8 protein-coding genes are annotated in these 22,693 nt (G+C 47.5%); 3 read left to right on the forward strand and 5 right to left on the reverse strand.

Going from position 1 to position 22,693, the window contains the following annotated elements:
• Positions 1 to 9 precede the first annotated feature (9 nt).
• The gene (locus tag GO493_RS01635) at positions 10 to 933 is read right to left on the reverse strand and encodes a PfkB family carbohydrate kinase (protein WP_157304317.1); all 924 of its coding nucleotides are present in this window, start codon (positions 931 to 933) and stop codon (positions 10 to 12) included.
• A 57-nt stretch (positions 934 to 990) separates the two neighbouring features.
• On the reverse strand, positions 991 to 2,403 hold the full coding sequence (locus GO493_RS01640) for an MATE family efflux transporter (RefSeq protein ID WP_157304318.1): 1,413 nt from the start codon (positions 2,401 to 2,403) through the stop codon (positions 991 to 993).
• Positions 2,404 to 2,963: 560 nt separating this feature from the next.
• On the opposite strand from GO493_RS01640, the gene GO493_RS01645 reads away from it, so the two are divergent.
• Positions 2,964 to 3,455: a hypothetical protein gene (locus GO493_RS01645; RefSeq protein ID WP_157304319.1), complete on the forward strand. Its 492-nt coding sequence runs from the start codon at positions 2,964 to 2,966 to the stop codon at positions 3,453 to 3,455.
• 156 nt (positions 3,456 to 3,611) lie between these two features.
• Here the strand turns inward: GO493_RS01645 and GO493_RS01650 are convergent, their stop codons facing one another.
• From GO493_RS01650 to GO493_RS01660, 3 genes are all read right to left on the reverse strand, one after another.
• The gene (locus GO493_RS01650; RefSeq protein ID WP_157304320.1) at positions 3,612 to 5,624 is read right to left on the reverse strand and encodes an OmpA family protein; all 2,013 of its coding nucleotides are present in this window, start codon (positions 5,622 to 5,624) and stop codon (positions 3,612 to 3,614) included.
• A gap of 17 nt (positions 5,625 to 5,641) precedes the next feature.
• Complete coding sequence (locus tag GO493_RS01655) at positions 5,642 to 6,652, reverse strand: PorP/SprF family type IX secretion system membrane protein (RefSeq protein WP_157304321.1); 1,011 nt, start codon at positions 6,650 to 6,652, stop codon at positions 5,642 to 5,644.
• Positions 6,653 to 6,724: 72 nt separating this feature from the next.
• Positions 6,725 to 18,457, reverse strand: coding sequence for an Ig-like domain-containing protein (locus GO493_RS01660; RefSeq protein WP_157304322.1), 11,733 nt, complete (start codon positions 18,455 to 18,457; stop codon positions 6,725 to 6,727).
• Positions 18,458 to 19,079: 622 nt separating this feature from the next.
• Between GO493_RS01660 and GO493_RS01665 the strand changes: the two genes are divergently transcribed.
• Both GO493_RS01665 and GO493_RS01670 read left to right on the forward strand, forming a co-directional pair.
• Complete coding sequence (locus GO493_RS01665; RefSeq protein WP_157304323.1) at positions 19,080 to 21,641, forward strand: NACHT domain-containing protein; 2,562 nt, start codon at positions 19,080 to 19,082, stop codon at positions 21,639 to 21,641.
• 126 nt (positions 21,642 to 21,767) lie between these two features.
• Positions 21,768 to 22,676 carry a transglutaminase-like domain-containing protein gene (locus GO493_RS01670; protein WP_157304324.1) on the forward strand — a complete coding sequence of 303 codons (909 nt, stop codon included), beginning with the start codon at positions 21,768 to 21,770 and terminating at the stop codon, positions 22,674 to 22,676.
• Positions 22,677 to 22,693: the final 17 nt, after the last annotated feature.

Consider the following 22,693-nt stretch of genomic DNA (forward strand, 5'->3'; position numbering starts at 1 on the left):
TGAATATTTCTATACAAGATCAATATCAAAATTCACCAGTTCAACGAACTGCTCCAGGCGGGCATTGATGTCTTCCTGTGTTATTTCACGCAAACGTCCTACACCAAACTTCTCCACACAGAAAGAAGCCATTGCAGAACCTACAATGATGGCCGTCTTCATATTCTCAAAAGAGATATCCTTTGTCTTAGCCAGATGTCCGATAAAGCCTCCGGCAAAAGTGTCGCCCGCACCGGTAGGATCAAATACATCTTCCAGCGGCAGGGCCGGAGCAAAGAATACATGATTCTCATGAAACAGTAACGCACCATGCTCCCCCTTCTTGATGATCAGGTAACGCGGCCCCATAGTCAGGATCTTACGCGCAGCCTTTACCAGGGAATACTCTCCGCTCAGCTGACGCGCCTCACCATCATTCACCAGCAGCACATCCACTTCTTTCAGCACCTTCTTCAGATCGTCCATAGCCACTTCCATCCAGAAGTTCATAGTATCCATTACTATCAGCTTGGGTCTTACCTTCAGCTGTTTTATAACATCCATCTGCACCTGTGGTGTCAGGTTACCCAAAATAAGGAACTCACTGCCCTGGTAGCTCTCGGGTATAACAGGCTTAAAATCTGCCAGCACATTCAGTTCCGTAGCCAGTGTATCACGGGTGTTCATATCCATGTGATACTTACCCGCCCAATAAAAAGATTTTTCATCTTTCTTTATCTGTACGCCTTCAAGCGCCACTCCTTTAGATGCCAGTGCGTCGAGTTCTTCCTGGGAAAAATCTCCCCCGATCACAGAAACCTGGTTGATGGGCTGTACAAAATTTGAAGCTGCCCATGCAATAAAAGTGGCTGACCCACCTATAATACGACCAGATTTACCAAAGGGCGTCTCTATATCATCAAACGCCATACTGCCTACAACTGTTAGCGACATGCTTATTTTTTTATTGGGTTTAGTTACATGATAAATAAAAATACCGCGCAAATGTAACTAAACTTTTACCTGCTTCCACCATCCTTTACGGAATATAAAGATGGCAGCTATGGCCAGGCATGATTCTGAAATGGAAATAGCCCAGAAAACACCCGCCGGCCCCCAGTTATACATAACGGCCAGTATCCATGCCAGCGGCATCTGCAGCATCCAGAAAGCAAAAAGATTGATAATGGTCGGCGTCCTCGTATCCCCGGCCCCGTTGAAAGACTGTGAAAGCACCATACCAAACGCATAAAAGATATATCCCACACTTACCAGCTGCAGGCATTGCGCTCCATAAGTAACTACCAGCGGGTCCTGCGTGAACAGTATTATAATGCTCCGGGCACTGAACAGGAACATTAAAGATACCATACCGAGGAACACCATGTTAAAGAACGCAGCCCTCCATGCAGAACGTTCAGCCCGGTCCGGCTGACCAGCGCCCAGGTTCTGTCCCACCAGCGCCGCCGCCGCATTGGCCATACCTGACGCCGGCAGCAACGTAAAGATCACTACCCTGATGGCAACAGTATAACCAGCCACCGCATCCTCCCCGAAACGGGCTATCAGCCTTACCAGGAATATCCAGCTGGCCGTGTTGATCAGCAGCTGTGCAGTACCACCGCCTGCAATCTTCATCAGCCGCCATATAACCTCCCCATCAGGCCATAAATGAGACCTCTTGATCATTATCAGCCCCTTACCACCAAAGAGATGATACAACTGGTAACAAACACCCAACCCACGGCCAATAGTAGTAGCCAGGGCAGCTCCGGTAAGGCCGAACGCAGGAACAGGCCCCCAGCCATTGATCATTATAGGGCACAGGATAATGTTCAGAATGTTAGCTATCCACAAAGAACGCATGGCAATGGCGGCATCACCCACACCACGGAAAATACCATTAATAAGAAATAGCAACACAACGATCAGGTTACCTCCCAGCATGATCCGGGTATAAATATGACCACTTTCCCTTACCTCCGCAGATGCACCCATCAATGTCAGTATATCAGGCGCAAATATCACCCCCGTAATGCCAATCACCGTTGCCAGTGCCAACGCAATATAAAGCGTCTGTACAGCACTGTGTGCCGCCGCATCAGCGTCCTTCTCTCCCGTACGCCTTGCCACAACAGCTGTGGCTGCCATACTTAGCCCAAAAGCCGCCGTATAGACCAGCGTCATCATAGATTCTGTTAAACCTACAGTAGTAATGGCATGCTTGCCTAACTTGCTTACAAAGAAAATATCAACTACCGCAAACAGTGATTCCATCACCATTTCAAGGATCATCGGTACCGATAATAAAAAGATGGCACGGTTAATACTACCGCTCGTAAACTCCTTCTCCTTGCCGGATATAGCCGTGATAAACAGCCGGAATACCCTGCCCAGGCCGGATGTTGCCTGTGTATTACGCATAGTTCTGCTTTGGATATTAATAAATGAAACTTGAGGTATCAATCTGTACCTGCTAAAAAAAGGGGCGAAGAACATATCCGGAAGTACCGGATATTGGATTACATTTTCATGGTTTCTAGGTTGAAGAGCACAAAGGTATATTGTTTTTTTTATTTCTCCTTACATCCTTAGATTCACTTACCTTTTATCAACATTTCCTGCAACAAAGTTCCGTTTATCAATTCCTGATCAAGTCCACATCAAATCCACATCAACCCCATATCAAAAGCATTGATAGTAGCAAGTTCCAGGTACGTTCCTGGCATATATCCATATATACTCCATTCCTGACATTATCTGCACAACTATTGTATACTTTCCCTTTTCTTATAGCTTTTCCCGCTTCTTCCCGAAGAGATTAAACTGATGAGTAAAACACATTAAATAATTTTTCTAATCTCATTGTAACATTTCAGATACACTCCCGTTTAACAATTGCATCAACATTGAAAAACCATTATTGAAAAAAAAGACTAATAGGAAACCATCGAATTATAACCTGATTAATTAAAACGGAAACCATGCTTACGATTAAAAAACATGCTCTCAAACTGGGAGCTCTGGGCCTTGTATTGGGTATTTCTTTTGCAGCTTGCAGTGATGATGACGATCCGGCTCCAACCCTGCGTAGTAAAGAATACAAACTTACTGGTAGCGCTACATCAACCACACAGGTTGGTACCATTAAGCTGACTGAAAACAGAGACAGCAGCGTAGATATGACTATCACTATCAACAAAACAACAGCAAGCACAAAACACCCTTATCAGTTGTTAGCCGGTACTGTTGCAGCACCTACAGAAACTGTACTGTTGAACGATACTATCACTGGCACAGGTAACGCAGTTACCAAAACCATCTGGAAGAACCTGAAAACAGTTGATGTTAACGGCGCACCACGCAAATTCAACTACGACAGCGCAGTAGCTATCAGTGCCTTCGCAAAAATGAAATTCAGCGCAACTAAAGACAGCATCATTGCTATCGGCAATATCTGGAAAAGCGCTCAGTAATATCTCTTATGTCTCAATTGAGACACTACTAGTAATAGGTTTAGGTTGATGAAATAATAATGGCCGGAAAAATCCGGCCATTATTATGATGGTCTACTCTCGATTAGGATATGGCTCCCGGCCAGGCCGGAATTACCAGGTTTAGCCGTGTAAGCTCTAATTCAACTGAGTTACACGCAGCACTTTAAATTCTGTTCTCCTGTTCAACTGTCTGCCCTCCGGATTATCTTTACCGTTAGGTAACGTATTCGGTGCAATAGGCCTGGACTCCCCATAACCTTTTGCAATCATACGGTCACTTGATATTCCCTTGCTGATCAGGTAATCAACACAGGATTGCGCCCTCCTCTGAGATAATTTCATATTATAAGCATCCTTACCCTTACTGTCCGTATGCGCACTCATTTCTATAATGATGTTCGGATTATCCATCATGATAGACACAACGGTATCCAGCACTATCAGAGACTGCGGGCGTAATGTAGCTTTATCAAAGTCATAATAAATATCCTTTAGTATAATAGGTTTGCCTATTTCATAACGTTTCAGACAGAGAGAGGGACTTGCCATAGAATCTATCCTGGTAAGCTCATCCGTATTCACATAGGCTGCTTTTGAAAAATAGTTCTCCTTCTCCGTCATTATCTTATAATGCTTTAATGGCTCTACTTCAAACTCATACCTGCCTGATTCATCCAGCGTGATCTGTTGCAGTACTTTCTGTTTAATCGTGTCCAGGAGGGTCACTTTAGCGCCTGTAAGAGGCAGCTTATTATCACAATCAAGTACCAGGCCATTAATTGTTTTCGAGATCTTTTTGATGCTAAAAAGTTCCAGGCAGCACACTGATTCCCTGTCAGAACTGATATACCCTGCCGCCATAGGACGCTTGCTGTCCGTTGCCGCATAGTAGATATCATCTTTAGGAGAATTCAACGGGGCCCCCAGGTTTTGAGGTACACCCCAGTTACTGAAGTCACCCTCGCTTTTATAGAAATCCAGCCCCCCCAGGCCTACACGGCCGTCAGAACTGAAGATCAGCGCATTTTTCTCCGAATCATAGAACGGCGCCTGCTCCTCATCCCGTGTATTGATACCGGTACCCATATTCCGGGCAGCGCCTATAGAACCATTTTCTATCAGGCAATACCAGAGGTCATTTTTTCCCATCCCCCCGGGCCTGTTAGACGCAAAGAGCAGGTACTTGCCGTCTGAAGTAATGAACGGCTGCATAGAACTATACCCCTCCACATTCACATTTGCCCCCAGCGCCCTCGGCTCCGCCCATTCAGTTCCCTTACGGGAGCTCATATAGATAGATGCGGCCTTGACCCCGTTCTTAACGGTCCAGCGTGTCAGGTAAATGGTGTTCCCGTCAGGACTGACCGCCGATACTCCCTGGTCAACATCCTTCATCTCAGGCATAATGACCGCCTTACTGTTGGTAAAATTATTACCCTTACCTGTTGCCTGGAAGAGGTTATTCACATAGGGGTTTACCTTTTTCGTTTTCTTTTCCTTTTCCAGCATGCTGCTGTCCGCACGTGAGGACGTGAACATCAGCATATTTTCATTCATCACAACAGGAGCATAGTTAGCTCCGCCTTCATTCACATCACCCGTTATCTTCGCTATAGTATATCCAGGCATTTTACTTGCTTCAGATATAGCAAATTCACAGCAGGCTATCTCCAGGCCAGCCCTGGTGGCATATTCATCCACCTTGGCATATTTTGCCTTAAACTGCCGGAACTGGTCCAGCGCCTCCTGGTACCGGCCGTTTGCCCGCAAACTTACTCCATACCAGAAACGGGCAAGAGGAAAAAGCGTTTCATTGTTAAACCCGACAACCTGCTCATAGTATTTCTCTGCATTGCCATAATCATTGTACTGACGGTATGACTCCGCAAGACGATAAACCACTGTTTCATAATCCTTGATCTTCCCTGATTCCTTTCCCCTCAATCCCACAGTATAAGGAAGTATCTGTTGGGGCTTTATCTTAAATGTACCAAGCGCTTTATTGTAGTATTGGGCAGCAGAATAGTAATCCTTGGCTTCAAAATAAATATCGCCGGTCCGCTTGTAATCGTAAACGTATTGTGCATTTACAGAGCTAACAGTACATATTAGTGCGATAATCAGCCAGTAGCGTTCAATTTTTTTCATCCGTGTTTTTTTAATTTTTACAACCGCGGGCAGAAGAAATTTTCTTCGGAAAAGACCCTTCTTTTCCTGTTGATGAATGATAAGGATATTTCAAAGCTGTTGCTTCCGTTTGCCAGCCTTCTGAGATTTGAAGTATTAATATCATAGCTGACTCCCAGTACAAAGCTCTTATAGTGGAATCCTGCAAAAGGTATAGCAGAATCCTTAATGCGGTAGTTGCCACCGGCCATAAAATCGAATTCCTCGTTTACGTACATTTGCCCGTATACGCCTACTACTGTTTCATGTGCATTACCCTGCCTTAAATACAATCCGTTGGGTATAATGCTGATTGTATTATTCAGTTTGATACGTGTACCTCCATGCGTCATATAACGAACCGGCAGCCTGTCATTGTCGCCGGATACAAACGGGTCTTTAGGACGGGTAATATGCCCCGCAGAAAATCCCGCAAATGGATTGAACTGGTGGTTGGGATTGCCGTCAAAGAACATAACCCCTGCAGCTGCATCAAATACATTGGAGGAAGTAGTGTTGATATTTTCCCCGCTGCCCTTGGAAGGATCAAATCCTATCACAGGGTCATACTGACTGCCCAGCCGCCATTTCGCAGGATCTATTTTCCGGTTGATCATGCCGCCCTGCACACCAAACACCAGCTGGCTGGTACCCGTCTCACCAAACCTTACTCCGCGATAAGAGAAGCTGGCCATCGCATTTAGGTAGTTATATCCTGCATCACCGGCAGACATATTAATGATGTTCAGCCCCACACCCACATTGTTTGCCGTAGCCGCATCAAACGATACGCCGGTAGTAGAAAATGGCTTCCCTATATTCACCCACTGATTACGGTAGTTTGCACTGACACGATAATCGCCGTCAACAACACCGGTAAGCGCCGGGTTCAGCCAGAGGGGATAGGCGTAATATTGTGAAAAGTGAGGATCAACCTGTGCCTGGACCAGCCTGGGCACCAGCACAGTCAGCAACATCGATACAATAATGTGTATATTCTTTTTCTTCATAGGAAGATGTTTAAACTTTTATGAATGACCGGGATAGTCTTCCAACTATCCCGGCCTTTATCAGTTGATTGTTTAACGGACTATCGTTACAGTTCCCTTCATATTCACTACAGAGCCATCCTGCAGCGTTGCACGGAACACGTAGATGTATACGCCCACCGGCTGCTGACGGCCGCTCATCGTGCCATCCCATCCCGTACGCTGGTCTTTTGATTCAAAGATCTGCTGACCAAACTGGTTGTAATACCTTATCACCATATTGGCAATAGTATTACCATATACCATATGCACATCATTCAGACCGTCTCCGTTTGGTGTGAACACGTTCGGTATGAAGATCTTGTTGCCAAGCGGGTTCTCAGCCTTGCCGGTGACAGACGCAGACAGCTCACTGTTCTGACAGCTGCTGGTGCCTATAGCCCTTACACGTATACTTACAGATTGCGCAGGCGTAAGACCGGTTACAGTATGAGACAGTCCCGCTGCACCTGAACTTGGAACAGAGAAGGTTACTCCGTTATCCAGCGTTACTTCATAACTCACGGCCCCTGGTACAGCATCCCACTTGAAGGTCACACTCTGAGCATTGGTAGAATCTACTGTCACCACCGGTGCATCCAGTTGTTCAAGCACAGTCACCTGCGCTTCTGTACGGCTGTCACTGCTGCAACCACCTGGAGAAACAGTCTCTACATAGTAAGTAGCATTTGCGGTGAGCGCCGGAGTTGTGTAAGTCGCGCCTGTTGCAATAGCTGTTCCGCCTGTAGCCGTTGTATACCAGAGGAAGGTAGCTCCTGCTGTCGTTGTCGATGCTGTAAGCGTTACTGTACTTCCCGGACAAACAGCATCATTACCAACTACTGTTGTATTATTCACAGGAGCGCCTACTGTCACGCTTACGGCCGCACGGTTCATGCTGGCGCATCCGTTCGCATTCAGCGCTTCTACATAATACATAGTGTTTGTATTGATGGTTGGTGTTGCAAATGTTGCACCTGTACCCACCGGAGTACCACCGGTAAGAGTAGTGTACCAGTTATAGGTCACTGACGCATCAGGGTTCTGCACACTCAGCGTTGCTGCCTGACCAGCGCAAACCTGCAGGTTCGCAATGTCTACATCAGGTACTGCCGGAGTACTGTTCACATTCACGATCACACTTGTGCGGCTTGCGCTCACACAACCACCGGTAGCTGCTTCCACATAGTAGGTAACAGTAGCTGTCAGCGGATCTGTGGTGAAGTTCGCACCGGTAAATACAGGATTACCGCCCGTTGCCGCATTATACCATTTATAGGATATGCCTGCCTGCGGATTCTCTACTGAGAGTACAGCTGTGTTACCTGCACAGATAGTAGTTCCGTTTGCCAGCGGTGCATCTATTGTGTTTACAATAGTCACCGTTACTCCTTTCCTGGCCAGGCTGCTGCAACCTGTACCGTTCAGGGCTTCCACATAGAAGGTAGTATTGGTATTCAGTGCCCCCGTAGTGTATTCAGGACCAGTTGCCAGCAGGTTGCCGTTTGACGGCGCATTATACCAGCGATAGGTCAGTGAAGCATCCGGGTTCTGCACATTCAGAGTAGCTGTACCACCTACACACGTTACCAGGTTGGTTGCCACAACATCCGGTGTCGGCGCTGCAGCGTCTATAGTAATGCTGGCCGCTGCACGGGAAGCACTTGCACATGTAGTGCCGATAGCTGCCTGTACATAATAGGTCACATCACTGTTAACAGCACTTACAGTAAAGTCAGGACCGGTAAATACCAATGTACCGCCGGTTGCCGCGTTAAACCACTGATAAGTGATGCCCGCCTGCGGGTTCTGCACTGACAGGGTTATATCCCCACCTGCACATGCCCTTACATTAGCCGCGGTCAGTACCGGCACTTCCGGCGCCTGTCCTACGGTAACGGTAGCGCTTGTTCTCGCACTGCTACTGCCGCATTGGCCGGATGTATTAATTGCTTCCACATAATAAACAGTAGTGGCGCTGAGCGCAGGAGTTGTAAATACAGGACCTGTAAATACCGGCGTTCCTCCCGTTGCCACAGTATACCACCTGTATTCTATACCTGCCGTAGCCGATGTAACACGCAGGGTAGCTGTAGAGCCGCCACAGGTGCTCACGTTATTGGATTCCAGGGTCGGAACAGGTGCGCCCGGCGTTACTGTTACACGTACCAGCGTCCTGGTGGTACTGTTACAGTTACCATTGCTGGCTTCTACATAGAAGTCGGTATTTGTATTGATGACCCCTGTGATAACTGTACTGCCGGTGTACACAGCAGTGCCGCCTGTGGCTGTCGTAAACCAACGATAAGTGAATGAGCCATTCGGATTCGTAACCGCCAGCGTCGCCGTACTTCCTGCACAAACAGTTATTGAAGCGGCATTTACAGTTGGAGCCGCCGGAGCAGGAGCAACCGTGATATTAACCTGTGCACGTGCACCTGTGCTGATACAGCCGTTGTTATTCACTGCCTGTACATAATAAGAAGCATTGGCAGTTACTGCCTGTACAGTGAAGGTTGCACCGGTATGTACCAATGTGCCGCCAGTAGCCGCATCATACCATTGGTAAGTCAGCGTTGCCTGCGGATTCTGTACCGCAAGTACAGCGTCCTGGCCTGAGCAGACACTTACGTTGCCGCTTATCAGCTGAGGCGCTGTCGGGTTAAGCGCTACGCTTGCAGTAGCAGCCACCCTTGCAGATCCGGTACCACACTGTGAAGCATTGCTGGTAGCTTCCACATAGTATACAGTAGTAGCACTGAGAGCAGGAGTAGTAAATGCCGGACCGGTGAAGATCGCAGTACCTCCTGTCAAAGCCGTATACCACCTGTAGGTAACACCTGTTGTTGCAGAGGTTACGTTAAAGATTGCCTGCTGACCTGCACAGATATTTACATTATTGGCCGCCAGGGTTGGTGTAGGCGCTGCTGCACCTACTGTCACAGTTGCCCTTACCCTTGTTGCCAGAGTACATGCACCATTAGCAATTTCCACATAGAATGCAGTGTCTGCATTCACAGCGTTGGTTATATAAGTAGTACCGGTAAACAACAGAGTACCTCCTGTCGGAGCACTGTACCATCTGGTCACTACATTTGTTCCTGTTACATTAGCGGCAAGTGTAGCCTGCTGACCAGCGCAAACTGTAGCGTTATTGACAGATGGCGCTGTCAGGCCCGGTACCACACTCACAGTTACTGATACCCTGTTCGGGTTAGCGCAATCGTTGCTGGTACGTACACTCTGTACATAGTAGGTCTTCGTAGCAGTCAATGCCGGTGTTACGAAGGTTGCACCATCAAACACCTTGTTACCACCAACCGGAGCATCATACCATTCAAGTTTCGCAACCGCGCTTGCAGTAGCCGAAAGCGTAGCTGTAGATCCGCTGCAGATGGTCACATTACGTGTGGCCACCACCGGAGCAGATACCTGCCTTGTTGCATAATAAAGGTTCAACCTCAGCAGAGCGCTTATCACACCCGCTCTCAGACGCACCTGCACGCGGTCATATGCAGCTCCAGGCGCAAATGCCACGGTGAACTTGGTACCGCCTGTAAGTATTCTCACACTTACATTACTGCTGTTCAGCAACTGAGCATCATTGTTAGCCGTATTGGCATTAAAGCTGGATACTTCTATTGCACTCAGCAGGGAAACATCTATCACCTGTGATGGCAATTCCATAGTGATGCGTACACTGTCTCCGGCTGCCGCAACAGATGGGAAGATCAGGCTTTGCTGTACACCTCCGTTATTACCGGCAGCAAGCGGTATTGACAGTATGGAGAAGTTATTCAGATCTGCATCTGTAGTATTATTCGCATCCTGTACTGAGCAGAGCACACATACAGCAGTAGTGCTGTTAGCTTGTGAGTTCGCAAAGTCGCACGCAGTATTTGGTATTACGCTGACAGTGAGCGGTACCGCAGTACGGCCACTCGGACAATCACCTCCCGGCACAACAGCTTCTGCATAGTAAGTAATGCTGCTGGTGAGGATTGGCGTGTTAAATACCTGTCCCGTAAATACAGGGCTTCCGCCTGTAGCTACAGTGTACCAGTTATATACTACTCCAGGAGTAGTGGAAGTAGCCGTCAGTGTAGCTGACTGACCAGATACCACATTACCGTCTGCCGGCACCGTTGTTACTGTCGGAGCTGCTGCAACAGGGTTAACCGTTACAATAGTCGCCGTCCTGGTACTGCTGGCGCACGCTCCTGCAGCTGCCTCTGCATAGTACGTAGTAGTTGTGTTCAGCTGAGGCGTCTGGAAAGAAGCTCCTTCAAATACAGGAGTACCTCCGGTAGCTGTAGTATACCAGCGGAACACAACGCCCGCAGTAGTAGACGCGGCCACCAGCTGGGTGCTGGAGCCTGCGCAGATAGTAGCGGCTGTCGGAGTTACCGATGGCGCCACAGGTTGTGTAGTGACATTTACAGTTACCTGTCTGCGTGTGGTATTGGCGCATCCTGCTGTGTTGGATGCTTCTACATAATAAACTGTTGTAGCCGTCAATGCAGGAGTAGTGAAGGATGGTCCTGTATGGATAGGCGTACCGCCAGCCAGGGTTGTATACCATTTATAGGTAACACCCGCTGCCGTTTGTACATTGAAGGTAGCCGTGCTGCCACTGCAAATGGTGAGTGCAGTAGTATCCAGTACCGGAACATCCGGGGTAGGATCAACCTTGGCAACTACCGGAACACGCTGAGGGTTCGGACAGTTCAGGCTTGTTTTCACAGCCTCAACATAATAGGTAGTGCTTGTGTTGAGCGCCGGTGTCGGGAAGCTGGTGCCGGTAAAGATCGGCGTACCACCTACCGCTGTAGTATACCAGCGGAACGATACATTGGCAGGGCCACTGGCAGTAAGCGTAGCGCTGTTGCCGGCACAGATGGTATCACCGGTTATAACCGGCAACCCTACCAGCCTGCTTGCATAATGTACATTCACTGCGCTCAGTGCAGTTGCCACCCCGGAATTAAGTCTTATAGCGATCCTGTCAAACAGGGCTGCCGGCTTAAATCCTACCATAGCTTGCTGATTACCGTTAAGCAATGTTACCCGTATTGCAGAACTGTTCAACGCAACAAAGTCATTATTGGACGTTCCTCCGTTGAAAGAGCCTATCTGCAGGGTAGACAGCAGTCCTATATCTGCCAGGGAACCATCAAACGAGATGGAAACCTGTACACTGTCTCCCGGCTCACTAACCTGCGGGAAGATAAGTTTCTGTTCTATATAACCATTGGTCAGCCCCAGTATCACATGAAGACTGGAACTGGTAGAAGTGCTGTTATCTACCGCCAGTAACGGGTTCTCCACAAAACATCCCAGGCAGATACCATTAGCGCCATTAGTTTCAGTTTTGGCAGCATCACAAGGCACGTCATTGTTAGAGGAGATCACTGTTGCAGTAACAGATACACGCGGACCATTCTTACAACCACTTGCATTCACTGCTTCCACAGTATAGGTAGTAGTAGCGGTAAGCGGGCCGGTATTGAACACTGCACCGGTAAAGATAGAGTCTCCGGCGGCATTGTACCATTTGTAGATAACATTGGTACCGGTAGCGTTGGCTGTAAAGATAGCCCCCTGACCACTGCTCACAGAAGTGCCCATCGGCGTAACAGTGAGGTTGGTCGGCGCCGGGCTGACAATCACCGGCACCCTCGTCCTTACAGAACTGGAGCAGCCATTATTAAATGCTTCCACATAGAAAGCAGTATCAGCAGTGAGGGCATTGGTAGTGTAGTTTGCTGTAGATGCCAGCAGGGTGCCGCCAGTTGCAGCAGTATACCAGCGGAAAGTAGCCCCTGTTGGCGCTGTTGCCAGCAAAGTAGCCTGACCTCCGGAACAGATGCTCTGACCAGCTGCCACAGGAGCAGTAGGAACAGTACCTACATTCACCCGTACAGGCACCCTTGTAGGATTAGCACAACCATAACGGGATGCCTCTACATAATACGTAGTTGAAGATGTTAATACAGGCGTTGTAAACGTGCTGCCTGTATCCATCGGAGTACCGCCTACGGCGCCGGCATACCAGTAAAGGCTGGCGCCGTTGGTAGTTGTGGCGGTAAGTGTAGCAGTATTACCACTGCATATATCTACTGTGGGAACATCCACCGTTGGTCTTGGCGTTACCACCGCTGCAAAGTAAACCTTCACACTGGTAACCGCAGTTAACAGGCCATTAATGCTTATCAGCACCCCATTAAAGGTCCTGGTAGCAGGAACAGTAACCCTTACCTTATTACCTGTATTTAAGAAGGTAAAGTGAACTGCAGGGTCATTTAGGAATCTGGCATCCCCGTTAGCAGTAGTATTAGCATATGTTTCTAGTCTTACACCTCCCAGCAATGACGCATCTATTACCTGACCAGGTACTTCCAGGTCCAGTATAATACTATCGCCTGCCGGATGAGCATTATCAAAACGTAATAGCTGACCAACATATCCCACAGCACTCAATGTTGCCGTAATAGTAGAAGCAGAATTGGCATTCTGGTCTACGGCCAGTCCAGGGTCAGACACTCCACACAACAGGCAGATGCCATTGATGATAGGACTTTGCTGTTGTGTAGCATAACTACATGGTGTTGGCTCTGTAGGCAGGTTGATCTCTGCACGTACCATCGTACGCGTTGGGCTGGTACAGTTACTCACAGGATCTCTTACCTCCACATAATACACCGCCGACGCAGTTAACGGAGGAGTAGTGAAAGTAGTCGAATTAGCCAATACCGGCGTACCTCCCGCAGGAACAGTATACCAGTTATACTGATAAGCAGGATTAGGATTGTTTACCGTGAAAGTGGCTGTTTCACCCGTATTGATATTGCTTACCAGCGGCGTTACCAGTGGTTGAGGCAGACCTACAATTACATATACTGCTTTCCTTACAGGGTTGATACAACCCGCAGAAGAAATTGCTTCTACATAATAGATAGCATCTGTGGTGCCTGTTACCTGGTAAGTAGCACCGGTAGCCAGCGGTGTACCACCTGTAGGCTGATTATACCAGCGGAACACAGTACCCGGACCGGTAGCTCTTAATGTAGCCGTATTACCCTGACATACATACACTGTGTCCTTCTCTACAGTAGGTGTGCCTGCAAAGATCTGCGCAGAATACAGCTTAAGGCTTGTCAGCGCCGTTGCCAGGCCATTAAGGCGAACGTTCACCCTGTCAAAGTTTGCACCAGGAGCAAAGGAGAACAGAGCCTCATTGGCATTTATAAACTTAAAGTTCAGTAATGATCCGCTTAACGTAACTGCATCATTATTACTTATAGCTCCATTGGCAGAAGAAACCTGTATACCTGACAGTGCACTCAGATCAGCCAGTGTAACCGGGAAGCCTATCTTAATACGGATACTGTCTCCCTTCACACCAACCCCTGGGAATATCAGGGTTTGCTGTACATAAGAGCCTACCCCAAGAATAGTATGCATCACTGACGCTGTCTGCGTACTGTTATCTACAGCGGAATCCTGCTTCTCTACATAACAGCCAACACAGATACCTGCAGTAGTTGTTACCTGGCTGGTTGCACCACCGCAATCAATATCTCCCGGAGGTACTGGCCCACCGCTACCGCTCAATGTTACAGCTACAGGCGTACGCAGACTACGGCAGGCAGGATCACCAAGTGATACCGCTTCCGCATAGTAAGTAACATTCGCCGTTACCGGAGGCGTTGTAAACTGGGTGCCCACAAATATGGGCGTACCACCGGTCGGCACATTGTACCAGTTGTACTGGTTACCAGCGCTCGGAGATACGATATTAAAAGTAGGAGTAGCGTTTTCAACAACTGAAGCGGCAGAAGGGGTCACACTTACGCCAGGCAGGCCCGTTTTCACCTGTACAGCCGTACGTTTCTCACTGCCGCAGCTGTCTTTACCTGCTGCTTCTACAAAATAGGTAGTGTCCTTCGTAATAACAGGAGTAGTAAAGGTAGTACCATAACCTACCAGCGTACCGCCTGCGTAAGAAGTATACCAGCGGTAGGTATATCCTGCCGGGCCTACAGCACTCAATGTGGCAGTGTTACCTGCACATGTAAACACAGTTCCGGCGCTTACCTGCGCTATCGGTGTTACTACCTGTGCATAATATATATTCAACGCTGATATAGCGCCAACAACCGCTCCGAAACGCAGTTCCACGCGGTCAAAGTCCTTATTGGCAACAAATGTATACGCATTCTGCGGACCATTATTAATGATACGTAATGTCAGCAGCTCATCCTGCAAAGGACTCATATCCGCATCCAACGGACGGGCCCCATTACCCACACCTACAGTAACGCCACCCAACAGGGCAAGATCTAACAAACCTGTTGTAGTACCCAGGCCCAGGCGTATGGAATCCCCTGCCTTGCCTGAAACAGGGAAGATCATGTCCTGGAATACATAACCCAATGCACCAATACCGAGACGTAAAGTAGAAGCAGTCAGCGGATTTTCATCCACTGCCAGTGCACCATTCTCTGTAACACACAGCAAACAGGCTAACCCACCGGTACCGGAGGTCTGCGTTTCTGCCCCGCTACAGCTCAAAGCACCATTGCCACTCTGCCCGTCTACATTTACCTGTACACCGGTACGTACAAAGCTGATCAGGCCATCAGTCGGAGAAAGCGCTTCTACATAGTAAGTCTTATTCTGATAAAGTGGGGGAGTAGTAAAGCTGTTACCGGTAAACACAGGAGCACCGCCTTCTTTCGACTCATACCAGTTAAACACCGCTCCCGGAATAGCCGGCAAGGTGGCGTTCAACGTGGCGGTCTGACCCGCGCTTATATTAGCCGGGCTGGGAGCTACTGTAACCGGTATCATAGCCACCGCCTCATAGATATACAGGAGGTTGGACAATGATAACAATCCTGCAATATCTACCTGTGCACCATCAAATGTCTTGGAAACAGGAATAGCAACACGGAATTTATTAATAGCTCCGGGCTGCAGCAGATTCACATGTGTCAGCGAAGCATTCAATGCCTGTCCATCGTTATTGCTGACACCATTCAGGGAAGTGGTCACACGGATACTTCCCAGCAGAGAAGCATCTGCCAGAAGGTCACCCTGAGATCCCAGTATTAAAATGATACTGTCTCCCGCATGATATACTCCCGGGAAACTGATCTTCTGTCCCAGGGTAGGGCCTACTCCCAATGGGAGAGACAGCCTGGATGCTGTGGTAGTATCACCATCTGCCGCCAGGGCAGCATTTGTTACATTACACAATGCACATATACCTGTAATAACAGGCGCCTGCTGATCTACACCATATGTCCACAGCGGACCATTACCACCACCTATAGTAACCGGTACCGCAGTCCTTAACAGGCTGGTAGTACCGGCCGGGTCCTGCGCCTCCACATAATAAGTAGTGTTACGGAACAGCTTAGGCGTCTCAAAAGCACCGCTGCCGGTAAACACAGGCGCACCGCCGGTTGGAGTGGTATACCATTTAAAAGTAGGGTTAATAATACGTATAGAAGGTGTAAGTGTAATAGAAGTATTATAAGCCGTTCTGGCCGGATCGGGCAGCACCTTCACTGGGATCATGGCTGCCACTTCATAGAGCTTCAGGGATCCCGACACTCCAATCAGCCCGCCATAATCCACCCGCACGCCATCAAAGGTTTTGGTAGCAGGTATGGTAACCCTGAATTTGCGGGTATTGTTCAATCCCCCACCCATCAGCTGTACGTTCACTACAGACTGGTCAAGTGTAACAGGATCGTTGTTCGATACGGCGGGTCCTGCAATACTGTTATTATAGGTAGTAACGGTCACACGGGGCAGGAGCACTCCTGCAATATCTTCCGCCGGCGATTCCAGGAACAGCACAATGCTGTCCAGCGCCTGGTAAACACCCGGCAGTTTTACCAGCTGTCCTACTGTAGCTGCAAGGCCAAGTGGTACTGTCAGTGTCGACGCCGTAGTGGTATCGCCATCAGCAGCCAGCTGCGGATTATCTACCATACAGGCAGCACAGGCTACCCCTGCCGTTAAGGGGCCTTCCTGATCCTGTCCGAAACTCCATATTGTACCCGGGCCTCCTGCTACCTTAATGGTTACGGGAGTACGGGAGTAACTGCTCAGGTTATCCGTAGCATCAAATGCCTCTACATAGTAAGTAGTGGTACGCGCCAGCGCAGGCGTAACAAAATTACTGCCTGTCGCAACAGGTGTACCACCCGTAGGAGTAGTATACCACCTGAATATAGGAGAAGATACCCGGCCATCAATAGCAGCAGTAAGAGATGCCGTACTGCCGGCAGTGATAGTAGGTGCAGCAGGAGTAACCGTAACCGGTATAGCTGCTGCCGCCTCATAAACACGCAATGCGCCGAATGCCGCAAACCCGGATGTCAGGTTGATCAATGCTCCATCAAAATCTCTTGTAGTAGGAATAGTAACCCTCACCTTCGGAGTTGTGCCCAGGCCCAATCCCAGCAACTGGGTACGTACACCGGCTACTCCAAGTGAGGTAGCGTCATTATTGGCCGAACCATTATTATAAGTCTGTACCTGTATAGCTGATAATGCCTGAAGAGACATCATCTGGTCTGGAATATCCAGGTCCAGTATGATCTGATCCCCGGCTATATAATCTCCCGGGAATTTCAGCAATTGACCTACTGAAGTGATCACGCCCACCGGCAATACTATCCTTGACGCAGAAGTAGTATCTCCGTCAACAGCATTTCCGGGGTCTGTCACATAACACGCTACACAAGCTATTCCGCCGGTAATCGGACTTTCCTGCTGATCGGCAAATGTCCACAGCGGACCAGCGCCGCCGCTTACCTGTACGGTAACAGGTGTTCTTACATAACTGGTAAGACCATCTCCTGTCGATGCCTCAACATAATATGTAGTGGTACGGTTTAAAGCAGGTGTGGTAAAGGAATTGCCCGTAGCCAGGGGAGTACCGCCTTCTGCACTCGCATACCAGCGGAAGCCCGTAACAGGCAGGCGACTGGAAGAAGAAAAAGTAACTGTTCCACCTGAGGTTACAACAGGTGCCGCCGGACTTACCGTTACCGGCACAAATGCAGTAGCTTCATAAACATACAGACTGGAAAAAGCAGAAACAAGCGCAGAAAAACTCACTTGTATCTCATCGAAATTATGTGTTACAGGAACGATTACACGGAACTTAGGAGTAGAGCCAAAGCCCGCGCCCAGCATCTGTATCCTTGCTATCGCACTATCTAACGATATGGCATCGTTGTTTGCAACGCCGGCGTTAAATGTGCTTATTGATAATGCTGACAACAGTTGCCCGCTAAGGCCCTGATCCGGAATTTCAAGATCAACGGCTACATTATCACCGGCAAAGTAACTGCCTGTAAATTTCATTTTAAGACCAACGCCTCCTATAGCACCAACAGGCAACACCATTCTGGCGGCGGTGTTTATATTACCGTCAATAGCATTATTCCCGTTCTCAACCGTACAGGCTGCGCATGCCAGCCCGAAAGTAACCGAGGTCTGGCTGCCTGCAAAGCTCCAGAGAGGACCGTCTGCACGTGCGTCAGTGGCATTCCAGGCGCTTCTCAGCAAAGGGGAATAAGGATGACTGGCCATATAGCTGTTCAACCAGTTCTTCATACTCTGGTCTTCAGCTTTCATAACCTTCGTCCCGGACAGGGGAATTGCATAAGTTACGTTGGCAAGCCCTCCAAGCAACCAAAGTAAACATAAGACAATAATAGAAAAAGCTCTCAACGGGCTTTTAGGAGTAGCTTTCAAATACATAGCTAATAATTGGTTCGGGTTATAAAGGGTAATGATGATGTGTTTTCTGCAATCTCTCCGATCGTTTCGCATAGAGAACTTTCTTCGCCTGGACACGATGTATTCAGTCTTTGGATGGCAGGGCTATGAAGCTTGGGGGATAAGGATAGAGCGTTAAAGCAGTCAAAAACAGTAATGGTCAGTCACACGTGCAGCCGTCCTTATTGCGTATAAAGGAATAAGGCACGAATGTAGGTTGTGAGAATAAAAAGTAGATAAACCTTTCCTATTCAGTATTAGGGATGCTAACCAGCCTGTTCATTTTATTTTAAAGGCCGTTCATTTCATTCATTAGTTGGAAATAACAGGAAATATTCTTATAAAGAGTTGTGTTACCAAACGGGTAGTTCTGCAATACATTTTAGTAAGCAGTACTAATCAGAAAATCCAATATTTTACCATAAATACTTTTTCAAATATTATACACTCATTATCAATTACAATCATATTGTGTTCATTTATATTCAATTCATTCATTTTATCCATTTTAATCTGAATAAATCTGAACTCATAACCTATACGTAAGTTTATGTCGACAGAACCAAAATCCATTTACTTAATAAAATCCATTTCTTGTCCCCGTATGATAGATCTCTCCTATGACTTTATCATAACACTTCAGAACGAGGTGTCTCGTAAATTTGGTGTGGACTCTATTACTCCCAGTGACTGTAAAAGGCTGTCAGATCTTATCAGAGACGAAACAGCCAAAGCAGTCAGCGAAACCACATTGAAAAGAGTATTCGGATTTGCCACCACAAAGCATAGCTTTTCACGTTATACATTAAATACGTTAGCCCAGTACTGTCAGTACAAAGATTGGGACGATTTCCAGGCGCAACATTACCTGCAGACAGATACAGCCGAACTCAATGACGGTAAATGGCTGGAGCTGAAAAATAAAGCTGCTACCGTTTCCCATTATACGATCCTCACCCTGAAAAACAGGTCAGGGATCCCCTTCTCCCATACTGTCCCCCGGCCACAGATATTCGCACACACAGAACGCTTCCTGGAAAGCAACTATGCTGCCACCGCATTAATAGCCCCCTCCGGATGGGGTAAATCAATCGCCCTGGTACATATGGCCGAACATTTCTGGTTCAGTAAAGACGCAAAATATAAAAAAGACATCTGCTGGTTCATTCATGCTCACGCCGCCGGCAGCCTGCTCTTAAGAGGCTTCTCCCTCGCATCCTGGCTGGACAACCAGCTCAACCTCGGAAACGGCGAGAACTTCAGAGAATATTTCGCAGCCCACTTCGATAAAGTAAAAGGCCGGCTTATCCTCATCATAGACGGGTTTGACGAGATAACCATCGCAGCAGACAAACTGAAAATATTATATACAAAGCTGGAAGAATTTGTCTATTCAAATGACATGTTCCCCTGGGTAAAAGTGATCCTCTCCATACGCAGCAGCACATGGTCGGAAGTTTTCCAGCACTCACTTCAATACCCCGCTTTCAGACGATACTGGTACCTCGGCGCAGAGATGGACGAAGAAACAAACGTCAACCTGCCTTACTTAACAGAACAGGAAGCCAAGTCAGTATTATATAATCACCGCATAGATCCGGCAACCGTCCGTACATTCAGCGAAAGCTTCATGCAGAAACTGCGGTATCCATATTACCTGCAATTATTCTGTCAGCTGAATACCGGACCCGGTCAACCCTTCTCAAATGAGCATCTGAGCCTATTTGAGATCATCTCCAAATTTGTACAGAACAAAGTATTCAACTCTCCCACCAATAATTTCAAAGTCAGGATCATTGAAAAGATGCTCTGGCTGCTGGACCTGGGAAGAACAGGGCAATATGCTGACAAAAGCGAACTGCTGAACAAAAACATAGACCTTTTCTCATCCTACAAAGAACTCCTGGCAGATAATATACTGGTAGAGGAAAACCTTAGCCAGGAAGTAATGTTCAAAGTAAAAGTGCGGTTTGCACACCAGTTCCTGCTGGAATACTTTACCGCCATGCATTATCTCCGGCAGTCAGACGATATTATTGACGATGCAATGCTGCAACGCGTTCTGAAAAAACTGCCCGCTTCCTCTTACCGCACCGGCGTGTTAAAATGGATGCTGCGGTATGCAATCAATACAGGCCAGATACAAAGCATCCATAAAATATTCTATCTTCCACTTAGCAACATGGAAAAATCCCTGTTGCTTGAATACCTGGCCGTTCATTACCAGCATGAACACGAAGAAGAAAAACAGATCACTCTTAAATCTGTCTTCCCCCAGGGCTACTTCCGTAAACTACCACTCAGTAATATCATCAACGACAACTTCATTCACTTTGGCAAGAAAAGAGTGCTCAGCGCCCTGCTGGAACTGACAGAAGCTGCAGATGACAAATTAAAAGTACGGAGTATCCTTTTCTCTACATCACTCCTCCAGCTGGATGCAGAACAATGTGAACTGGAAGTGAACAGCATCAAAAAACTGGTCAGCGATAACCAGAAAGACCAGGAACTCTGGGTAACACCATATGAATTATACCTCTTCATATATGAATACATGAAGTTTGGTATTATCAATGAGAACATAAAAGACCAGATATACAATTATGCTGTCTATCTCAGCGGCCCCACCCGCGAAACCCCTTCCGTATCACAGGAAATAGTATACAGGTTTACCGGCATGGCATTCTCCGTGTTATCCGACTACAAAAACCTGTTCAACTACACAAAGCTTGTCTTTAAACATCATCCACAGCTTGTATACCAGAAAACAAGCACATTAAGATTATCACTTCTCTGCTGGCAGGCTTTCTCCCTGTTAAACACCGGCAATACCGCCGATGCTGCCAAAATATGCCGCCACACAGAAAAGCTGATCCGGACCTACACTTTTGACTTCACCAACAGCCGGCACCTGGAAGTCTTCCAGAAACTTATCCTGTCAGATATCCATTTCCACGACGGAGAATTTACAAAGGCCATGCGTACAGCAGAAAGCGCCATAGATATCTCTCAGAAAATGGACCTGAAATTACTCATGCTGATCGGTCATAAAATGTTGCGGAAAATATATCCGGAACTTAGCTTCGAAAAGCAATATAACCAGACACAGCTACAGATCTCCCTGATCACTAAAAGCACCTCATTTAAACTATCAAACATATTCTGACCTCAACATCAGAACATTAACATTTTATCTATCAATCAATTACACCTATAGCAAATAGGTCCGCCACTGCTATCTGCCAGATTTTTCCATGTCTTCTGGCATAATTTTGCGTTATTGCAGTTTGTAATGGCAATAGATGAAAGTAAATACACCACCTTTCAACAGTTTTTGCTCAATCTGCTGAGCCTGTTAACAATTATACCGCTGGCACCATATCTGAACCGGTACCTGCCCACACTGATTTTCCAGGGCTGGCACCTGGATATGCTGGTAGCTGTGCTCATAGCCTTTCTTTTCACCAGGCTGCTCCTCTGGGTGTTCAAACCACTTATTATTCCGGCATTTGCCCTGGTATTAGGCATTTTATGTTTCAACTACTTCACAGACAATTATACGTTCACCAACGTTTTGAACGATTATAAGGGAATGGTCCAGGGCAACTGGGGCGCCAAGAACAACAAACAGTTTGACATTCTCAGCCTCTACCCCCGCCGTGTAGAGCCCTATCGCGACAAAACCGTAAGGGGAATAAGAGATAAGACCAACTATAAAGATTCCCTGGTCCGTAATTTCTCCGTAGCACATTCAGTTAACGATTTCGATGAATACTTCCCTAAATACGGGAAAGTATCCCGCTACCTGGCACTGTTCAATTATATTAACCGGCACTTCAAATATGTGCCCGACACCCGCCGTGACGAATACTTCGCCACTCCCATGGAAACCATCCAAAATGGCCTCGGAGGCGATTGTGATGACCACTCCATTCTCATGGCCTCCTGCCTGCAATCTATCGGGGCCCGTTGCCGCATAGTACTGATCCAGGGTCATGCATACCCGGAACTCTACTGTGGTAACAAAGAAGATTTTGAGATCATGAAACAGGCCATCGTCACCTTATTCCCGCACCCACCTGTAAAAGAAATACATTACCACGAAGTGAAAGGCGAATATTGGATTAACCTTGATTATACAGCCCGGCATCCTGGCGGTCCGTATATGAACGATAAGGTTTATGCAGTGATTGAATTATGATGAAAGCAAGAAGCACC

It is taken from the genome of Chitinophaga tropicalis (assembly GCF_009758205.1).
Taxonomy (GTDB): Bacteria; Bacteroidota; Bacteroidia; order Chitinophagales; family Chitinophagaceae; genus Chitinophaga; species Chitinophaga tropicalis.

Bases quoted from the DNA above. Each gene is read 5' to 3' on its own strand.
- GO493_RS01660 (WP_157304322.1), bottom strand. From the start codon at position 18,457: ATGTATTTGAAAGCTACTCCTAAAAGCCCGTTGAGAGCTTTTTCTATT.
- GO493_RS01650 (WP_157304320.1), bottom strand. From the start codon at position 5,624: ATGAAAAAAATTGAACGCTACTGGCTGATTATCGCACTAATATGTACT.
- GO493_RS01665 (WP_157304323.1), top strand. From the start codon at position 19,080: ATGATAGATCTCTCCTATGACTTTATCATAACACTTCAGAACGAGGTG.
- GO493_RS01640 (WP_157304318.1), bottom strand. From the start codon at position 2,403: ATGCGTAATACACAGGCAACATCCGGCCTGGGCAGGGTATTCCGGCTG.
- GO493_RS01635 (WP_157304317.1), bottom strand. From the start codon at position 933: ATGTCGCTAACAGTTGTAGGCAGTATGGCGTTTGATGATATAGAGACG.
- GO493_RS01670 (WP_157304324.1), top strand. From the start codon at position 21,768: ATGGCAATAGATGAAAGTAAATACACCACCTTTCAACAGTTTTTGCTC.
- GO493_RS01655 (WP_157304321.1), bottom strand. From the start codon at position 6,652: ATGAAGAAAAAGAATATACACATTATTGTATCGATGTTGCTGACTGTG.
- GO493_RS01645 (WP_157304319.1), top strand. From the start codon at position 2,964: ATGCTTACGATTAAAAAACATGCTCTCAAACTGGGAGCTCTGGGCCTT.